18 protein-coding genes are annotated in these 16,185 nt (G+C 37.7%); 8 read left to right on the top strand and 10 right to left on the bottom strand.

Translation table 11 applies throughout. The features are described from left to right. Positions 1-3: 3 nt before the first annotated feature. Together ribF and murJ are read right to left on the bottom strand one after the other, a co-directional pair. The gene (gene ribF, locus H5089_RS15340; RefSeq protein WP_024596625.1) at positions 4-954 is read right to left on the bottom strand and encodes a bifunctional riboflavin kinase/FAD synthetase; all 951 of its coding nucleotides are present in this window, start codon (positions 952-954) and stop codon (positions 4-6) included. A gap of 84 nt (positions 955-1,038) precedes the next feature. After that, positions 1,039-2,577 carry a murein biosynthesis integral membrane protein MurJ gene (gene murJ / locus H5089_RS15335; protein ID WP_404936391.1) on the bottom strand — a complete coding sequence of 513 codons (1,539 nt, stop codon included), beginning with the start codon at positions 2,575-2,577 and terminating at the stop codon, positions 1,039-1,041. A gap of 295 nt (positions 2,578-2,872) precedes the next feature. On the opposite strand from murJ, the gene rpsT reads away from it, so the two are divergent. After that, on the top strand, positions 2,873-3,133 hold the full coding sequence (rpsT, locus tag H5089_RS15330) for a 30S ribosomal protein S20 (RefSeq protein WP_002958225.1): 261 nt from the start codon (positions 2,873-2,875) through the stop codon (positions 3,131-3,133). Between the two features lie 108 nt (positions 3,134-3,241). Here rpsT and H5089_RS15325 read toward each other — a convergent pair whose 3' ends face one another. Next, on the bottom strand, positions 3,242-3,625 hold the full coding sequence (locus tag H5089_RS15325) for a response regulator (protein WP_002958224.1): 384 nt from the start codon (positions 3,623-3,625) through the stop codon (positions 3,242-3,244). 113 nt (positions 3,626-3,738) lie between these two features. Here H5089_RS15325 and H5089_RS15320 point away from each other — a divergent pair, with 113 nt between their 5' ends. Together H5089_RS15320 and H5089_RS15315 are read left to right on the top strand one after the other, a co-directional pair. Beyond that, on the top strand, positions 3,739-4,182 hold the full coding sequence (locus tag H5089_RS15320) for a hypothetical protein (protein WP_024603734.1): 444 nt from the start codon (positions 3,739-3,741) through the stop codon (positions 4,180-4,182). A gap of 106 nt (positions 4,183-4,288) precedes the next feature. After that, on the top strand, positions 4,289-4,534 hold the full coding sequence (locus H5089_RS15315) for a hypothetical protein (protein WP_002958222.1): 246 nt from the start codon (positions 4,289-4,291) through the stop codon (positions 4,532-4,534). Between the two features lie 194 nt (positions 4,535-4,728). Here H5089_RS15315 and H5089_RS15310 read toward each other — a convergent pair whose 3' ends face one another. Both H5089_RS15310 and H5089_RS15305 read right to left on the bottom strand, forming a co-directional pair. Beyond that, positions 4,729-4,875: a hypothetical protein gene (locus tag H5089_RS15310; RefSeq protein WP_002958221.1), complete on the bottom strand. Its 147-nt coding sequence runs from the start codon at positions 4,873-4,875 to the stop codon at positions 4,729-4,731. 96 nt (positions 4,876-4,971) lie between these two features. Next, positions 4,972-5,892, bottom strand: coding sequence for a glyoxylate/hydroxypyruvate reductase A (locus H5089_RS15305; RefSeq protein WP_182712585.1), 921 nt, complete (start codon positions 5,890-5,892; stop codon positions 4,972-4,974). A gap of 129 nt (positions 5,893-6,021) precedes the next feature. On the opposite strand from H5089_RS15305, the gene H5089_RS15300 reads away from it, so the two are divergent. Together H5089_RS15300 and H5089_RS15295 are read left to right on the top strand one after the other, a co-directional pair. Continuing rightward, positions 6,022-7,728, top strand: coding sequence for a lysophospholipid acyltransferase family protein (locus H5089_RS15300; protein WP_182712584.1), 1,707 nt, complete (start codon positions 6,022-6,024; stop codon positions 7,726-7,728). Between the two features lie 412 nt (positions 7,729-8,140). Next, positions 8,141-8,794: an OmpW family protein gene (locus H5089_RS15295; protein WP_182712583.1), complete on the top strand. Its 654-nt coding sequence runs from the start codon at positions 8,141-8,143 to the stop codon at positions 8,792-8,794. 82 nt (positions 8,795-8,876) lie between these two features. On the opposite strand, the gene H5089_RS15290 is transcribed toward H5089_RS15295, so the two are convergent. Further along, the gene (locus H5089_RS15290) at positions 8,877-9,416 is read right to left on the bottom strand and encodes a thioesterase family protein (protein ID WP_024596631.1); all 540 of its coding nucleotides are present in this window, start codon (positions 9,414-9,416) and stop codon (positions 8,877-8,879) included. Between the two features lie 106 nt (positions 9,417-9,522). On the opposite strand from H5089_RS15290, the gene H5089_RS15285 reads away from it, so the two are divergent. Next, on the top strand, positions 9,523-10,017 hold the full coding sequence (locus H5089_RS15285; protein WP_024596632.1) for a hypothetical protein: 495 nt from the start codon (positions 9,523-9,525) through the stop codon (positions 10,015-10,017). Positions 10,018-10,045: 28 nt separating this feature from the next. On the opposite strand, the gene tyrR is transcribed toward H5089_RS15285, so the two are convergent. The 4 genes from tyrR to bcsE form a co-directional block, all read right to left on the bottom strand. Then, positions 10,046-11,602, bottom strand: a complete 1,557-nt coding sequence (gene tyrR, locus H5089_RS15280) for a transcriptional regulator TyrR (protein ID WP_002958215.1) — start codon at positions 11,600-11,602, stop codon at positions 10,046-10,048. A gap of 171 nt (positions 11,603-11,773) precedes the next feature. Beyond that, entirely contained in the window at positions 11,774-13,354 is a 1,581-nt protein-coding gene (gene bcsG, locus H5089_RS15275; RefSeq protein ID WP_182712582.1) for a cellulose biosynthesis protein BcsG, read from the bottom strand. Next, on the bottom strand, positions 13,351-13,527 hold the full coding sequence (locus H5089_RS15270; RefSeq protein WP_006791404.1) for a hypothetical protein: 177 nt from the start codon (positions 13,525-13,527) through the stop codon (positions 13,351-13,353). Before H5089_RS15270 ends, bcsG begins: the two co-directional genes overlap by 4 nt. Positions 13,528-13,530: 3 nt before the next feature. After that, positions 13,531-15,147 (bottom strand): cellulose biosynthesis protein BcsE, encoded by a 1,617-nt coding sequence (gene bcsE, locus H5089_RS15265; RefSeq protein WP_182694360.1) that lies wholly within the window; start codon positions 15,145-15,147, stop codon positions 13,531-13,533. A 114-nt stretch (positions 15,148-15,261) separates the two neighbouring features. On the opposite strand from bcsE, the gene bcsR reads away from it, so the two are divergent. Continuing rightward, positions 15,262-15,456 carry a BcsR/BcsP family cellulose biosynthesis protein gene (gene bcsR / locus H5089_RS15260; RefSeq protein ID WP_058429545.1) on the top strand — a complete coding sequence of 65 codons (195 nt, stop codon included), beginning with the start codon at positions 15,262-15,264 and terminating at the stop codon, positions 15,454-15,456. 15 nt (positions 15,457-15,471) lie between these two features. Continuing rightward, positions 15,472-16,185 (top strand): cellulose biosynthesis protein BcsQ, encoded by a 714-nt coding sequence (bcsQ, locus tag H5089_RS15255; RefSeq protein WP_182712581.1) that lies wholly within the window; start codon positions 15,472-15,474, stop codon positions 16,183-16,185.

Here is a 16,185-nt window from a genome sequence, read left to right as displayed (position 1 = left end):
ATCCTACATTCCGTCTCTATCGGCTACCTGATTTAAACCAAAACACTGCTTAGCGGCAGCAACATCAGTTGCTATTTGCGCCGTTAATTGTGTTAATGTCTCGAATTTTTTCTCATCGCGAAGTTTTTCTATTAACTCCACATGCATAAATTGTCCGTAAATATCCTGTGCAAAATCAAAAAGGTGAACTTCTAATAATGCACGAGTTCCATTAAATGTCGGCTTATTACCTACATTTGCAACTCCAAAAATCTGTTTTCCTGCAATCGTTGCTTGCACTGCAAACACTCCGTTGACAGGACACACTTGGCGTTTTAGGGCAATATTTGCCGTTCTAAAACCGAGTTCACGTCCTCTTTTCCAGCCATGTATAACACGCCCAGAAATAGCATAATCGTGACCAAGCATTATTTTAGCACTCGCTAAGTCACCGGATGCTAAAGCATCTCGTATTAAAGTGCTGCTTACTCTAGCATTTAATTGACGAAAGCTCGCGGTGCTTTTTACATCCATGCCAGCTTGCTTACCCATGCTAGCAAGTAAGTGAAAGTTACCTTGGCGTTGCTTTCCAAACTTAAAATCATCACCAACAGTAAGTGCTTTAACACCTAACTTTTTAATCAAAATCTCATTAACGAATTGCTCAGCATGCATGTTTGCAAATTGCTGATTAAAGCTAATGCAAATAACTCGCTCAATACCTAAATCACTCAATAAACGTAACTTATCTCGTAAGCGCGTTAACCGTGCAGGGGCATTGTTTTTAGCAAAAAACTCTTGTGGCTGGGGTTCAAACAGCATTACAGTGCTAGGCAAACTATGCGCTTTAGCATCGCTAAGTAAACCTTTTAGTACTTCTGCGTGGCCTAAATGAACGCCGTCAAAATTACCAATAGTTAACACACAACCAAAATGGTGTGGGCGAATATTGTGTATACCTCTAATTAACTCCATGCCACCTAATGCCTTGTTTAGCGAGCTATTAATTACGGCTAAAAAATGATTAAAGCCGCAGAGTTGCCGATTATAATCTTTTTTTTAGTTTGATTCAGTAATTGCTACACTTTTTATCGTATTTAGTCTAACGCCCATCACAAATAGCATTGCAAAGTAGCTAATACCTGCCAAAGCCACTAGCGCTACTAATAATATTACTTGCTGTGTAAAGGCCCATGTAGCCCAATAATAGTAACTGCTCACAAACCATGTGACAGCTCCCATAACAATACTTGCAACAACACATTTAAGTGTAAAACGCATACTCATTGATGAGAACTGGTATACATTTTCTTTTTTAAGCTGTCTGTATAATAAAAATGCATTGCAGCTAGCCGATAACGAAGTAGCAAGTGCCAACCCTAAATAACCAATGAAAGGAGCCAGCATAATGTTAAACACCATATTAAGTACTAAGGTAATAATACCAATACGCACCGGTGTTTTTGTATCTTGACGAGCATAAAAGCCAGGAGCGAGTACTTTTATTAGCATAAAGCTTACAAGACCGACCGAATATGCGACTACGCCTAAGCTTACAGCTTTGACATGATCAATACTGTCTTCTTTAAATGCACCGTGGTCGAACAACACAGTAATAATAAGTGGGCTGATGATCATTAGACCTACCATTGCCGGTAGGCCTAAAAAAATAACAAAGCGCACCCCCCAATCTAAGGTATGCTGAAAATCACTGCTTTTTTTGCTGCTGTGTAATTTTGATAATGCCGGCAAAATCACCGTAGCAATACCAATACCAAATAACCCCAGTGGAAATTCGATTAACCGATCAGAGTAATATAACCAAGCAATCGACCCGGTCATTAACAAGGAGGCGATCATCGTATCGAGGAGTAGGTTAATTTGACTGATCGATACCCCAAACAGCGCCGGTAACATTAACTTGCGGACTTTTTTTACATTGTCGTCCTGCCAAGCCCAGCGCGGACGGCTTAGCATTTTTGCGCGATATAAAAACGGTAATTGAAACAATAACTGCACGACACCACCTACAAATACACCGATAGCGAGTGCATAGGCACCGACTGAAAATTTATCATGTAAGAATATGGCACAGGCTATAATCGAAATATTAAGTAAAACTGGCGTAAATGCAGCCACAGCAAAACGATTATAAACATTCATCACCGCCCCACTGAGCGCAACAAGGCTTACAAAAAATAAATAAGGGAAAGTGAGCTTAAGTAAACTACTGGCTAAAACAAATTTTTCACCATCGGCCCCTCCTTGCCACCACTCAATAAACCAACCGGTCCCAAATAATGCTGCAATAACAGGAGAAGCAACAACACCTATAATAGTGACAATTAGTAAAATGGTTCCTAATGTGCCTGCTGCTTGTGCAACAAAAAGTCTGACCTTGTCGTCGCCTTGCTGTTCTTTAATTTCACTTAGCACAGGTACGAATGCTTGTGCGAAGGCACCTTCTGCAAATAAACGGCGTAAAAAATTAGGAATACGGTTAGCAAATAAAAAAACATCAGCCGCTGCACTTGCGCCTAATAAATTGGCAACGACAGCATCTCGAACGAGCCCTAAAATACGCGATATCATAGTCATACAACTAACAATCATACCAGAGCGAAATAAACCTTTTGACACCTTAAACCTACTCAAAAATCCTCAAGATAGGCGATTATGCCACAGTCTTTTTTATAAATCGCTTTAAAGCACTAGGCTGGGGGTCTGTGCTTTGTTACAATGTCTATATTAACTGCTAAAGCGGCAAATTGATGCTCGTTATATGGTGCAGTTTTTCTTGGATTGTTAAATTTAAATTGACATCCATGATAGAAACAGGCATATTCCACGGCCTTTAATTTAAGCTTTATTTTAAGATTGTTAGGAGCAAACCTTGGCTAACATCAAGTCTGCAAAAAAACGCGCTATCACAAGCGAAAAAAACCGTCAGCATAACGCAAGCCGTCGTTCAATGATGCGCACTTACTTCAAAAAAGTAATTGTTGCTATTGAAGCGGGCGATAAAGAAGCTGCACAGCAAGCTTTTTCTGTTGCTACACCTATCCTAGACCGTTACGCAACTAAGGGTCTAATTCACAAAAACAAAGCAGCTCGTCATAAGAGCCGTATAGCAGCTAAGATTAAAGCTCTATAATTTGTTTTTGATAGAATATAAAAAACCGGCTTTTGCCGGTTTTTTTTTATCTAAGATTTAATCTCGTACTTTAATAACAGTCGACATAAATATTTAAACAGATTGGTGTCATACATTTTCCAAGTCTGGATAAAACTTCTTAAGCATTGCCGCTATTTTTTTAGGTGTAAACGGCTTCACTACAAATCCTTTAGCGCCTTTATCAATTGCATCCTTAACATTTTCAATACCTGAATGTGCAGATACCATTACTACATTTGTCTCAGGGCTTAATTCATTGATTTGCGCAATCAAATCTTTGCCATCGCCGTCCGGCAGTTCTATGTCTAAAAAAATGATATTATAATTTGCAGCCTGGCACTCACTAATACATTGTGAGGCAGTAGATGCTTCCTTTACGTTATCTATCCCTAAGTGCATGAGCGTTTGGCTCAAAAAACTACGCACTGTGCTAACGTCATCTACAATTAAAATTGATAGCTGCGTATTCATCTTTATTCCTCGTAGGCTATAAGCTAACTTTAAGTTATCATAATAATTAGCTTAGTATATAAATTTGCTCATTTAATTATAGAGACCTACGGAAAAAAGGCCAGATTTGCTTTATGTCTAAAACCCCAAATAAACAGTCGTTGCTAGGTAAAGCACCAACAAGAAAAAAAACAGCGCAAAAAAGAAAGCCGCAACGCCCTACTCAGCGCTCTATACCCGCAGAGGAAAAAACAAACATAAACAATGGCACTAGCCAAAAAACAAAGTCAAAAAAGGGGCTATTTATATCTCTGGCCATTGTTATTGTAATAATTTTAGCTTTTCCAAAACCAACCTTGCTCACCTATAAAAAATTAGGGATGGTAAGTGAGAGTGTTTACTGGCCTGGACTTTTAGGTTACGGAGCTACTTTAATTGATTCCAACTTGCACCCCAACTATGATTCTAGCCGTGAATCCCTTTATTTATGCAGTGATTTACAAAAACCACAGAGCTGTCAGAAGTATCAAGTAATTGCTGACAATGGTTTGTTTTCGGCAATTGGCAGTTACTTTTAGCATTAAAAAAACTAATCTGAAAATTTAAAATTACTTGGTTGAAAGGTGTGCAAAAGATCAACATAATGGCGCTCCTTTTTTCAACAACTGAACTATTGAAACGACCATGCTAAATGAGCTAGATTGGCTTTTAAATACTACACTACTTGCACTAGGTTTAGGTGCATTCTTTATTAACCAGATAACACTGCTGCGCGTTGCCGCCATTAGTGCATGTGGTTTATTATTCTTATCATTTAGCCTAGATCTTATGTCGTCGAGCGTTATTTCAAATATGAGTTTAGTGTTGATCAACACTTTTTACCTGTTTAAAGTTTATACATTTGGGCAATTTAATGTAACCCAAAGTTAACAACTTTTCCTTAGAATATTTAATAGCCCAGCATTGCTGGGCTTTTTTGTTGCGAATTTTTAAAATATTAGAAACACGTTAGATCAGGACAGTATTAAGCGCCACTAAAGCACCACTGCAATAATGGTGCTGTGCATGTACTGTTGAGTGAAACGAGAAGAAAGACGAAAACTGAAAATACCTAATAAGCTAGGTTAATCTGCTATTGTTAATTCACTTTGGGTTTGTGTTTTAGATGGACTATCTTCAGCGTTAGCCTGATTAAACCAAGCTGAAACACCTAGCACGATAATTGAAATAACAACGAGGCTTAATTTAGCCCCACTTTGACTGGATTTCATAACACCCTCTTTATATTTTTATTAGTGAGAATATCTTTTACACTAATGAAAATTACAAATGTTAACAAGCTGTTTTTTAAACTAATTAGCTATCAGCTAATAACCTTTAGTTCTATCCACTGAATTATTGAGTGCTAAGCCCATATTCAAACGTTCAATATTATCGGCTATTTGGTCTATAACGCTATTTAAATCAGATAGCGCTGCACAATGTGGTGTAAGTGTTATTTTGGGATTTCCCCAGTAAGGGTGATTCTGCGTTAAAGGTTCTTGGTCAAAAACATCCAAGGTAGCAGCGCGTAAGCTATCGTTATTTAATGCATTTAATAAATCTTGCTCAACCACATGAGCACCACGTGCTACATTAATAACAACAGCATGTGAAGGTAGCTTAGCGAGCATTGAGTGATTAATAATGCCTGTCGTTGCTTGCGTAAGGGGTAATAGACATACAAGATAGTCAACATCAGAAAGCATACTATTGAGGCCTTCCTCGCCATAAAAAATTTCGACATTAGCCGCGCTTTTATTACTTTGCGCCCAGGCACTTACTTTAAAACCATTAGTTACAAGTTTTTGCGCACATGCTTTACCTAATTCGCCAAATCCAAGTATACCAACATGTTTATTACTAAAAGCTCGTTTTGGCTTCCATGTTTGCTGTGTTTGTTTAGTGTAATACTCTTTTAAGCGTAATTTTTGAGCTAAGACATGTGTAAGTACATATTCCGCCATATCTTCAGCAAGTTGCATGTCAACAATACGTACTACTTCGACATGTTCAGGTAATAATGTTAAATCGATACTGTCTACGCCTGCACCAAATGACGACACAGCTTTTAAGTTAGGCAGCTGCGGCCACAGAGACTCAGGAGCATTCCACGCAAGTACAAAATCCACATTATTTGCGTTTTTGCAATCAGGCCATTGCTCTATCAATGTATTTGGTAATCGCTCTTGTAACTTCGTTATTAGCTTTTCGTTGTTGCGCCCCGTTATAGCCACCAATACCGACATAAATTCTCCTAGCAATTCACAGTTTATAATTTAGTACTTTAAAAAGTCACACTACTGCAAAGTAACTGTCACACCCTTTTTTTAATCTTACATGTATAGCGAATAGACCAAACGGAATATGAGGTTAATATGATAAGTGTTGATAAAGTAATTGCAGCAAACTTACCACAACTAGAGAACTCTCCAAAAGTAAAAGGTTTAGTAAAAAAGGGCTTAGGTTACTTATTACATGAACAAGAGTTTATCACCTTTGGTAATACCTACCCTCACCTACAAGGATTAGAATTTGTTGAGCAAGTACTTGATGAACTCAATTTTGATACGCGCTATAAACCTAAGCAGATAGAACATATTCCTAGCGAGGGTAAACTTGTTATTGTTGCTAACCACCCTATTGGTTCACTAGATGCTTTAGCACTTATCAAAGTACTCTCTACAGTAAGGCAGAATTTAAAAGTAGTCGCAAACCGCATGTTAATGTCGGTCAGCGCAATGCATTCTCTTTTACTCCCTGTTGATAACTTATCTGGTATGAGTAAAAAGCAAGAGCTTAGTAATATACAAAACCATTTAAAAGGTGGAGGTGCCTTACTTATATTTCCAGCAGGGGAAGTGTCGCGCCTAGGACCAACCGGTATTAAGGATTGCAAATGGAATAGCGGTTTTTTACGTATGGCAAAAAAAGCCAACTGCCCCATTTTACCTATTTTTATTAAAGCCAAAAATAGTCCGCTTTTTTATGGTACATCAATGATTTATAAACCTTTGGCAAGTTTATTATTAGTGACAGAAATGTTTAAGCAGCGCAAAAAATCTTTAGAGTTTGAAATTGGTGCTTCTATCCCTCCTGAGTCCTACTTGATAGAAAACCTTAAAGATAAAGAAATTGTAAACCTCATCCGTAAGCAGCTTTATAGGCTTACAACTAAAAAAACACTGCCGCTAAAAACACAAACACCTATTGCTGTGCCCGAGTGTAGAAAAGAACTAAAAAGAGCAATTGAGCAATGTCAGCTTCTGGGTAAGACACACGATGGCATGCACATTCATTTATATCAATATGTAGGTAGTTCACCTATTTTTAGAGAGCTAGGACGCCTCAGAGAAATTGCATTTAGAGCAGTAGGTGAAGGAAGTGGTAAGCGTCGTGATATAGATAAATATGATATGGATTACCAACACCTTGTACTGTGGGACCCTATGCAACTAGAGCTAGTAGGTGCTTATCGATTAGCCTGCGCACAACAGATAATACAAAAGCATGGACGTGAAGGTTTATATACCGATAGTTTATTTTCTTACACCGACGCTATGACGCCCTATCTGCACCGAGGTATTGAGCTTGGTAGAAGTTTTGTACAACCTAAGTATTGGGGACGTAAGAGTCTCGACTATTTATGGTACGGTATTGGTGCTTTTATAAAAAACTACCCACAGTATAGATATTTATTTGGGGCTGTAAGCGTGTCCAACGCTCTACCTGAGCAAGCCAAAGCCATGCTCGTTTATTACTATCAACATTATTATAAAAGCAGTATAGAACTAGCTACGCCTAATAATGAGCTTAAATTAACTGAGCAACAGCTAACTCAATGCAATATTCTTTTTAATGGAAACGATGTTAAAGAAGATTTTGTAGAGTTAAAACATGTGTTAGCTAATATGGGCGCTCAAGTCCCTACTTTATTTAAACAATATACTGAGCTTTGCAACCCTGGCGGTGTACAATTTTTAAGCTTTAGCATTGATCCCGATTTTAATAATTGTATTGATGGATTGGTATTAGTCGATCTTAAAAGTGTGAAAGAAAACAAAGCTAAACGTTATTTAGAATAACTATTGATAAGTAAAGTCAGTGCACCGAGTATTTTATGTATTATAAAATACTCGGTTTATATTTCATTATACAAACCGACTCAATCGCATTTAAGTCTTCCAATACTTTTTTAAGTGTCGGCTGTTTTAATTATTTTTTGAACCCTGCTAAAAACATATTTTCTTGTTTATTAAGGCCCTTGGTTAAACACGAGATTATGGCAAGGCAGTGCCTGCCTTAATATATTCATGTGACTGTTAATTAAATAAATATGTCAATCTTTACAAAAGCATAACGACACTAAAATTAATCTAAATCAATAAAATATTTTATAAGCTTCAAATGCTTTTTAAACTTTGATCTAGAACAGGTTTTCATATTTATTGCTCGGTAATAATAGCGCCAATCAAACAGTAGTTCTTGGAGAACAACATGAAAACTCAAATTAGCATCGCATTATTAACCTCTTTATTAGCACTCTCTCCAGCTGCACACGCTAACTTTAGCGTAAATGTTGGCGCTATTAACGTAAACCCTGATAACAGTAGCTCAGCGATTAATGAAGCACCTACGCTAGGCCTTAAAGGTGATTCAGATACTCAACTAGGTATCACCGTAGATTATGCATTTAACGATCAATGGGTGTTAGAGCTGATAGCAGCAACACCGTTTTCACACGATGTAAATGGCGCAGACGGCTTAGCAGGCAACAAAATTGCAGATATAAAACAACTTCCACCGTCATTGGTTGCACAATACCACTTTTTAGATACAAGCTATGCGCTAAGACCTTTTATAGGCGTAGGCATAAACTACACTACATTTTTTGATGAGCAACCCTCTCAAGCACTTAAAGCAACACTAGGAACAGACGATGTAGAAGTAAAGTTAGATGATTCGTTTGGCTTTGTGGCTCAGGTAGGTGCTAACTATAAAATTGATAAAAACTGGGGTTTACACGCTATGGTATCAATTATGGATATTGATACCGATGCCACTGTTTATGCTAATGGTGCAAAATCGCTTACATCAACTGTTGAGCTTGACCCTGTTGTGGCTATGTTTGGTGTTAGGTACAGCTTTTAAAGCATATATGAAGTAGTACATAGTTACCCAATTACAATGTGTGTTAAAAGGCCGAAAGGCCTTTTTTCTCATTTGTAGGGTATTAGCGATTTGGCAGGTTACTTAACTTTTTCTGCTCTAACATTTCTTTCCAGTGCATTACTTCACTTGGCAATATAGGTGTTTGCCCATCAAAACCAGCAACTTCAAGCATTTCTTCAATACTTATAATACCCTTTTTACTTTTAAATACACCGCGTACATAAGCAATAGCATGTAAGCCTCGCTCTGAGTGAAACTTTTGCTCAATATAAAAGTATTTATGATCCCAACCAACTAACTTAGTACTTATTGTATATCGCTGCATAGGTTTAATATCGCGGATATAAGTAATAGCAGTTGCGTTAACAATCGGAAACCAACGACGCTTCATTATTTGCTTTAGTAAGCCAACACGCTCCGTCATCCACGTGCGAGATAAATCCATCATCGCAAGGTAGCGTGAGTTTGTTAAATGTAAATTAATATCACAATCAGTCGGCAAAGCTTTGTAATCAATATCTACTGTATCAAGTAGATTTTGATATTGCTTATTGCGTTTAATTTTGAAAAATAATAATAAAAGTCGAATATATAAGTTCACAAAAAAGGTCTTACCAGTTAAATTTATTCGAGTGTAGCATAGCCCCTTGCGAAGACGAATATTCTACTTTAATCTTAAATCATTATTACAATAAAAAAGATAACTAATGAAATCAAAACTAAAAATTATCGCTGCACTGGCCCTATTAGTCCCTAGCTACAATGCTTTTGCCGATTTTTCGTTACCAGGTAAAGGCTCAGTAACTTACCCTACCGGTGTAGTTAAAGAATTTAAATTTGGTTTTGAATGGCAGCAAAAAGCTGAGAAATTCACTATTGGATCTAAAAGTTACAATATGGAGCAAATTCCTAGCTCTTATTCTGTCGCTATCACGCTTTCAAAAGATGACAGCCAAGTATGGGTTCAAGAATTTAATAATGGGTTTATTGAAGAGTTTGAATGGCAAATTGGCGAACATACAGTCACTTTAAAAAAGCAGCAGTTTAGCGATCCCGTAAAAGGTGACTATGTTATTGAGCTAAATGGCCGTAGCTATTTTTTCACTCGTAATAACGCCAGTATCGTAATGAACTTTAACGAAGAAGGTATTGAGACGATTGCAATTGATGGGGTAACAAAAAATATGGGCACTAAAAATTAGTCCCCATATTTTAATTTATTTAGGCCAATTACACTTTTACTGTTTTTCGATTAATCCCGTAATCACGTAACTTATTAGCTACAGCGGTGTGACTTAGGCCCAATCGCTTAGCTAACTGACGTGAGCTTGGGTAAGCAGGGTAGAGTTTGCGAAGTAAAGTCGCTTCAAAACGTTTAACAGCTTGATCTAGTGAGCCTTCAAAATCAGACTCTAAATACCCTAAATCATGAGTAAAAGTTGGTAACTGCAAATGCTCTACGCGAAGCTCGCTATCATCTAGTAACGACACTGCACGGTAAATTGCATTTTCCAGCTGACGTACATTTCCAGGCCAGGGATACTCTTGTAAAAAGCTTAAACACTCTTGTGATAAAACAGGAATTGCATGACCATTTTGTTGCGCATATTTTTGAATAAAATGCTCTGCAAGTGGTCCTACATCTGCTTTTCTATCTCTTAGTGGCGCTATTTCTAAAGTAAGCACGTTTATACGGTAATATAAGTCTTCTCTAAAAACCCCTTCTTGTACCATTGCAGGTAAGTCTTTTTGAGTAGCAGCTACAATACGAACATTTACTTTAACTTCGTTCTCATCGCCTACTTTTCTAAACGTACCATCTTGTAAAAAACGCAGTAACTTAGTTTGTAGTTGAGTCGACATTTCGCCAACTTCATCTAAAAATACAGTTCCACCATCAGCTTGCTCTAATACACCACGCTTTGGCGCTGCGTTTTCTTCGTACCCGGCATAACCAAATAATTCAGACTCAGCAACATCATCAGGAAGTGAAGCACACGATAGCGCAATAAAAGGCTTAACAGAGCGATTAGATGCGTAATGACACGCGCGAGCTAATAACTCTTTACCAGTGCCAGTTTCGCCAGTAATCAAAATAGGGGCTTCTAGTTGCGCCATTTTGCGTGCTTCGCGCACAACTCGGCGCATTGCCGTACTAAAGTTATGAATAGTAGCAAAGCTTTCTTGCCCGTAGCGTCTAAATGCACTGACCTGCTGCCCTAAGCGGCTTTGCGATTTAATGTTAATAACCGCACCCGCTAAAACATCGCCTTCACTGCCTTGTGGCACGGCAATTGGTAAAATGTCTGCAATAAAATCTTCACCCGCCACTTCAACGCGCGTGGTTTGCCCAAGCACTTCTTTACCTTCTAGCCAACGCGTAAAGTTAAACCCTTTAAGTAAGTTATTAATATTTGCACCAATAACTTCTTTTTCAATTAACTGTAAGTCCTTACATGCTGCATCGTTGCATAAGCGTACCCAACCTTTAGCATCAATAGAGATAACACCATCAGGCAATGCACGTAGCAAAGTATTTAATTCGTTGTGTTCACGCTCAGATGGTAAAAACGCAGTGGTACGCACGTCATGTACGCCGTCGATTAAACGTATCGATGGCATAATCTTTTGAAACTGCTCAAACTCTATTTCTGGAAAGCTCACATACATACGGCAATTGACAGAATCGACCTCAATACCTTTTAAATCAACACTGTAGTTAACTAAAATATTAAGGATTTCTTGGGCTATACCGATCCTATCAGCACAGTGAATATCTAGACGCATACATCCTCAAAGCAGGAAAAACTAAATTAGCCGAATAATACGCTAAGTCGCTTTGATAAGGTAGCTTATTGTAAACATTTTTGGACAAGTCTGCGTTTTAATTAACACATAAGAATAACAACATAAACACGCTACACAGCAGAGCTAGCCTGCTGCGTAGCTAAATTACTTTTAACCTTGAGGGTAAGCAGACCATTCTTCGCCATCAAGTTGTATGTAAGGTCGTTTATTAACATACATCATGATTGTGCCGGCATTTTCAGCAACTTTTGGTGCTTTTGGCAAGTTTTCAACTAAATTGGCAATGCTGTTATTACCCCCAAAAACATTTGTCTCAAGTGTTTTTGCAACAATTTCAGATAAGGCAAAGTAACTAGTCGATTCGTTAATCATAATTTGCGAATAACTTTTAACGTCTGGGCCAATAAATTTTATAGCAGCTGGTACAGATACAATAGTAGGGCTTGGTATTTCACGAAGGCCAGCAAACTGTACCTTGTCACCTTTTAATGCTGCACCATGTTCGGGTACTACCATTAACATGACATTACGGCCGCGCTTTTCAAGGTTTTGAATAAAACGATTAATATCAGATAATAAATTAGCGTGCCTGATTGGGTAACTTTCAAGGCTGTTCATGCGTTTTTTATTGGCCAGCTGGTTACCATCGTGAAGGCTTGTTGTGTTGTAATACATTGCACACGGCTCACAATCTTGCGCTTCATTTTTAAGCCAACTATCTAGCACTGCACCGTCAGAATAAATAGGACTGTCGTCAAAACCGTATTGCGCTACTGGAAGCGAATCAATATTAAGTGGTTTATCGTTTAGGCCACCAAAGCGATTAACCAAACCTTTAAAGTCATCGAAGTGGCCATCGTGGTTCATCACAACGCTGCTTTGATACCCTAATTTTTCTAAGTTTTTAAATAGATAACATTGCTCTGGTGCATCACTAAATAAAGCCGTTTGGCTTGTTTGCCCACAACTTGCGCGTAAAAGCCTTATAGCTGCAGGCCCACTGTATGATGTTGCTGAGTTAAAATCTGAAAACACCACATCAAAATCATTAAACATGTCTTCAACACTAACGCCAATAGCGTTCAAATCATCAATCGCCATTGAACAAATATTTAAAACGATGACATCGAACAGTTCGCCATTAACTTGCGAAGGAAAATGGCTAATTAAATGGCTTTGTTGTTGATAAAAGTCTGACAATTTTTGGTCAGGCGTTTGGCTTTCGCGAGTAATGACTTGTGCTTGATTAGTAGGCTCATTTCTAATTGTTGTATTTGTAGATTTGGCATTTACTACTGTGCCTGGTTGTTCACCCTCTCCTTGCCATCCAATCAAAAGCAGCCCAACAATTGTAATTGTTGTAAAACGTAACCACTGAGATGTATACCAAAAACACACGGTAATAACGAATAATGCCAATAGCATATCTACACTGATTACACGTGCTAAAAGTTCAAAAAAATAACCAAAGCTGAAATCTTGAACATTACCAGCTTGCTTTGTCAGCCTATTTATTGGCGGCAACCAAGAGTCTTGGTAAAGTATGATAATCGCAAAAATACCACCAAGTACATGTTTTAACTTTTCAAAAGTCGATTTATTAAATTTGATTGCTAAAAGTGCTGCAAGGGCAGCATTGGTTAATACATTAAAATCAATTGCGCCGTAATAAAACAAGGCAAATTTAGCTAAGAAATAAAGATTCCACGCTCCTAAACCTGATAATTTCACTGCTCATCCTTCTTTTTTTTATTCGGTGTATAAGGTTCAAGTACTTCGTGTTTAAAAGTAAGCTTGTAATAATATGTTTTTACTCTGGCCAATATTTGAGTTGCCGACATACAAAGCACAATACCGACTATAATTGCCAAAATAACGGTAATAAAAAGCTGATTAATACTCATTGGTTAAGCCTTTAATCTCATTACAAATGACACAGCATCGGGGCGCGCATCATTTGTAAACTCAGGTGTGTCTAACGACTCAGTAATCCCTTTTGACACACCGGGTTCAAACTTATAGCTATCATTCTCTGTTAACTGTTTAGAATAATCAGTAACATGTTTACCGCTATAAAGCCGCCTTAATTGCTTACATTCTTGCTGTATATGAAAATGATCTGAAATAACATTTTGCTGCACAAAAAAGTCACTCGTTTGTAGCTTGAATAAATGCTTAATTGCATTATTTACGTCGTTCTCTCTACACGCATGCAAGTACAAATACACGGTGTTATTTGCAAGGCTAAATACATCCCCTTCACGCTTAATATGAAACAAGTGTAAAGGGTGAATGGGCTCTATGCGGGGTAGTAACTCAAGCTTAACCAACACGCCGCTAACACCCAGATTAACAGCCGAGTCACTATGAACCTCTACTTGGCGCGTAAATTCATCAAAAGGTAAATAGCCTTTAGAAAACGTATTTTCAGTATATTTCAGAACGTGCTCGACAGATGGCGGTAACGGTCTAGAAAATTGAAACCCTTGAATAGATTGAATTTGAGATAATAATCGCGAAGGTTCAGAAAAGCTATACAAAATAAGGTTAACGCCTAAAGTTAAAAATAAACATTCATCTTGATGGCGAATAACGCCATCAACATTTTGTACTACCAATTTCAACCAACGACCGCAGCTTTTTCTGAGTTCAAAGCACTGTTTACCAAGCAGTACTAAATCTGTGTAACGCGTAACAGCAAACACCAATGTTGCCGCTTTTAATTTGGGGCCTTTGTCAAACAGCTCATTATTGTCTTTTGCGGTATAATAATGCGTAGGCAATTTTGTACCGATTGGTACCGCGCTTTGCACTAACCAAACATCGTCCTCATCTGGAAAATGCGAGCCATTGAATACTTTTAGATCGTTTACAGTTCCCTCTTGTACCAAAAACTGATTATCTTCAAGCGAAAGTTGAAACTGCATATCAGCAAATACACCCGTAGTGTGATGCCAATAATCGTACTCTAAAACGCGGGTAGCGGAATCATTATCTACAAAAATTAATCCATCAAAAGATTTATTAAGCTGCCTTATTAAAAATCGATAGTGTGTTACTTCTGGACCAGATAACAAAAATAATAAGGTAACCCCTGTTTTTTTTGCAAACTCACTGTAATCGTTCATTATTGCTTTTGTGCTAGCTTCGGTTGCTGCACTAAGTAGCTCTGTATTGAAGTGAATAAACACTAGCGCATTTTTTAATTTTTTATACGCGCCTATCTCTTTAATTATACCTTTGTTTATTCGCTCTATTGAGTAATGCTGTGTCTCAGATGAGAGAGAAAATGGATGAACTTTACTACGTTTGTACGCAGTATTAATTGCTGCAGAAAATGACGACTCAAAAAAAGATTCAACGTCTTGAGAAACAATGTAAATATCGTTTGCGCAATTTTGGTTAATTGCATGTAAAGCAAATTCAACTACAAAATTGTCTAAAGGCGCTAAAACAGCATAACTTGAAGCCGATTTTAACTCTTTTGCAGCCGGCTCTAAACCCGTTATGTTAAAGTTATGCACTTAAAAAGCCCTCAAAAAAATACTTTTTTACTAGTTTTACCCGCTATTCTATATATAATAGCCAAATATTGTCCACTTTTAATAAAAATAAATATTACGCTTACAAAGGTTGTGATGAACAATTTAGCTACAAAAAGCTCACAAATACTCACATCAAGTGACATAGAAAACCTAGCTCGCCGTTTTGGTGGAAAAAGTGACGACTATATAGAAATTATGAATACACAAAAAAATCAAAAAACAATTAACAAGTATGCGCTATTGAAAGAAATTGATGACGCAATAAAAACATCTAAAGAAAAAAAATAAAAAAGGTAAACTCCATTGCAAAGGATTTTTATTAAAGGTATCAAAGGCGGCATAGGTAGCACATCAGTTGTTGCAAACTTAGCGTGCGTTTTGAAAAAATCTGATGTTGATGTGGTTGCAATAGACCTAGATGCTAAAAGTGACCTTGGTTTGCACTTTGGCCTTAAGTGGACAGCCACAAAAGGTTGGAGCAACGAGAGTACTTTTGACGATGCGTTATTGCATTTTCGTAAAGACAGCGATGGCGTTCTTTTTTTACCCCATGGCGATAACGAAGCAACGCTAGATGAAATTATAGTCACAATTAACAATTGCAAAAAACTGGACTATAAAGAATCTGCTTGGATATTATTCGACTGCCCTTCACACATTAATATTTCTCGCTACCCGTTAGAAGAAAACGATATTGTTATTGAGCTAGTCACTTGCGATGCAATTTGTCATAGCCTCATATACAAGCGCCTACAAACCCTTAAGTCAGTAGAGTCAAGCTGGAAACACTTTTTTGTCGTTAATCGTTACAACGCAGCCTCAGTGTTAGAATTTGATCTATTTTCTCTTTGGCAATCTACATTGCCATTTATGGCGCCGTTTTTTATCAACAGTGATGAAGTTATTAAAGAGGCCACAGCTAATCGTAATGTAGCCCTTAATTGCGCACCATACAGTGTAGCGAACGATGACTTTGAAACACTGGCCGGTTGGCTTGTAAGCAAGGCGGCGAACTGA

The sequence above is a fragment of the Pseudoalteromonas sp. SR45-1 genome, from assembly GCF_014163655.1.
Taxonomy (GTDB): Bacteria; Pseudomonadota; Gammaproteobacteria; order Enterobacterales; family Alteromonadaceae; genus Pseudoalteromonas; species Pseudoalteromonas distincta.
Note: the sequence above shows the minus strand (reverse complement) of the source record. Positions and strands in the feature narration are given on the sequence as shown.

What these genes read in the sequence shown, in the direction of transcription:
- ribF (WP_024596625.1), bottom strand. Translation starts at nt 954, where the DNA reads ATGGAGTTAATTAGAGGTATACACAATATTCGCCCACACCATTTTGGT.
- murJ (WP_404936391.1), bottom strand. Translation starts at nt 2,577, where the DNA reads ATGACTATGATATCGCGTATTTTAGGGCTCGTTCGAGATGCTGTCGTT.
- H5089_RS15325 (WP_002958224.1), bottom strand. Translation starts at nt 3,625, where the DNA reads ATGAATACGCAGCTATCAATTTTAATTGTAGATGACGTTAGCACAGTG.
- H5089_RS15320 (WP_024603734.1), top strand. Translation starts at nt 3,739, where the DNA reads ATGTCTAAAACCCCAAATAAACAGTCGTTGCTAGGTAAAGCACCAACA.
- H5089_RS15315 (WP_002958222.1), top strand. Translation starts at nt 4,289, where the DNA reads ATGCTAAATGAGCTAGATTGGCTTTTAAATACTACACTACTTGCACTA.
- H5089_RS15310 (WP_002958221.1), bottom strand. Translation starts at nt 4,875, where the DNA reads ATGAAATCCAGTCAAAGTGGGGCTAAATTAAGCCTCGTTGTTATTTCA.
- H5089_RS15305 (WP_182712585.1), bottom strand. Translation starts at nt 5,892, where the DNA reads ATGTCGGTATTGGTGGCTATAACGGGGCGCAACAACGAAAAGCTAATA.
- H5089_RS15300 (WP_182712584.1), top strand. Translation starts at nt 6,022, where the DNA reads ATGATAAGTGTTGATAAAGTAATTGCAGCAAACTTACCACAACTAGAG.
- H5089_RS15295 (WP_182712583.1), top strand. Translation starts at nt 8,141, where the DNA reads ATGAAAACTCAAATTAGCATCGCATTATTAACCTCTTTATTAGCACTC.
- H5089_RS15285 (WP_024596632.1), top strand. Translation starts at nt 9,523, where the DNA reads ATGAAATCAAAACTAAAAATTATCGCTGCACTGGCCCTATTAGTCCCT.
- tyrR (WP_002958215.1), bottom strand. Translation starts at nt 11,602, where the DNA reads ATGCGTCTAGATATTCACTGTGCTGATAGGATCGGTATAGCCCAAGAA.
- H5089_RS15270 (WP_006791404.1), bottom strand. Translation starts at nt 13,527, where the DNA reads ATGAGTATTAATCAGCTTTTTATTACCGTTATTTTGGCAATTATAGTC.
- bcsR (WP_058429545.1), top strand. Translation starts at nt 15,262, where the DNA reads ATGAACAATTTAGCTACAAAAAGCTCACAAATACTCACATCAAGTGAC.